Here is a 1,565-nt window from a genome sequence, read left to right as displayed (position 1 = left end):
AGACCAGGTGGTCTCGCGGGCGTGTCGACGAGAGGCGGCTAGTTCGCCATCTGCACGAACGCCGTGACGGCGTCCGCGACGAGCTGCACCGCGATCGCCGCGAGCAGCAGGCCCGCGATGCGGGTCACGAGGATCGTGCCCGAGTCGCCCAGGACGCGGTGGATGACGTTCGCGAAGCGCATCGCCAGGAACAGCGTGAGGTGCACGGCGACGACGCCGGCCGCGATCGCGACCCAGTCCGCGGCGGACCCGTCGGCGCGCTGGACGAAGACCATGGTCGCGACGATCGCACCGGGCCCGGCCAGGAGCGGGGTGCCGAGCGGGACGAGGGCGACGTTGACCCCCTTGTTGCCCGACGGCGTCGGCTCCTCCATCTTTCCCGTCAGCAGCTCCATCGCGACCAGCAGGAGCAGGAGGCCGCCGGACGCCTTGAGCGCCGGGAGCGAGATGCCCATGTAGTTGAGGATCTGCTGGCCGAAGACCGCGAACGACACGATCACGCCGAACGCGACGAGGATCGCCGTCCGGGCGGCCTGGTTGCGTTGCTTGGCGCCCATGGCGCTGGTCAGTCCCAGGAAGATGGGGACCGTCCCGGGAGGGTCCATGATCACGAACAGCGTGATGAACACCTCGGTGAAGAGGCGCAGGTCCATGATGTCGTTCACGACACCACCGCCCGCGCCGTCATCGGATCACGTCCAACGTGCCTAGCTCCTCGATCGTCTCCAGCACTCGTGGTGCTGTCGTGTTCTCGCCGAGCCGGTTCGGTTTGCCGGCCCCGTGGTAGTCGCTCGAACCCGTCACGAGGAGGCCCAGGGTGTGGGCGATGTCCTCGAGGCGGGCAACCTGCCGTGCGCTGTGGTCGCGGTGGTGCACCTCGAGCCCCAGCAGTCCTGCGTCGGTCATCTGCTCGATGACCACGTCCGGCACCACGCGTCCTCGTCCGTCGGCGCCCGGATGGGCGAAGACGGGCACGCCGCCCGCCGCGCGCACCGCGCGCACGGCGTCCAGGACGTCGGGTGCGTAGTGCGGCACGTAGTAACCGGTGCCGGGGTGCAGGATCGTGGCGAATGCCGCCGAGCGGTCGCTGACGTGGCCGGTGGCCACCAGGGCGTCCGCGATGTGCGGCCGCCCGATCGTGGTCCCCTCCTCCGTCTGCGACAGGACATCTTCCCACGTGAGCGGGTAGTCCTCGCCGATCCGCTCGACCATGCGCCGGGCGCGCGAGACACGGTCCTCGCGCGTGCGCTCGGTCTCCGCCAGGAGGTCGGGGTGGGTGGGGTCGTGCAGGTAGCTCAGGAGGTGCACCGAGACGTGCCCGGCGCGGGCCGAGATCTCGGCGCCGCGCACCAGGGCGATGCCGTGGCGCTCGGCGGACTCGGCGGCGTCGGCCCAGCCGGCGGTCGTGTCGTGGTCGGTCAGGGCGACGACGTCGAGCCCTGCGGCGGCTGCGTCCGCCACGACCCGCGCCGGGGCGTCGGTCCCGTCGGACGCCGTGGAGTGGGTGTGGAGGTCGATGCGCACCGTCTCAGGATAGTGAGGGCGCGCGTCGCAGCCCGTCGCGC

The 1,565-nt window shown here is 71.3% G+C and carries 2 protein-coding genes; both read right to left on the bottom strand.

Annotated elements, in window-relative coordinates; all coding sequences use genetic code 11:
- Positions 1-38 precede the first annotated feature (38 nt).
- Complete coding sequence (locus ACFRCR_RS18685) at positions 39-665, bottom strand: MarC family protein (protein ID WP_191789373.1); 627 nt, start codon at positions 663-665, stop codon at positions 39-41.
- Between the two features lie 19 nt (positions 666-684).
- Positions 685-1,524 carry a PHP domain-containing protein gene (locus ACFRCR_RS18680; RefSeq protein ID WP_377679684.1) on the bottom strand — a complete coding sequence of 280 codons (840 nt, stop codon included), beginning with the start codon at positions 1,522-1,524 and terminating at the stop codon, positions 685-687.
- Positions 1,525-1,565: the final 41 nt, after the last annotated feature.

This window comes from Oerskovia sp. NPDC056781, assembly GCF_042789955.1.
GTDB classification, from domain to species: domain Bacteria; phylum Actinomycetota; class Actinomycetes; order Actinomycetales; family Cellulomonadaceae; genus Oerskovia; species Oerskovia rustica.
Note: the sequence above shows the minus strand (reverse complement) of the source record. Positions and strands in the feature narration are given on the sequence as shown.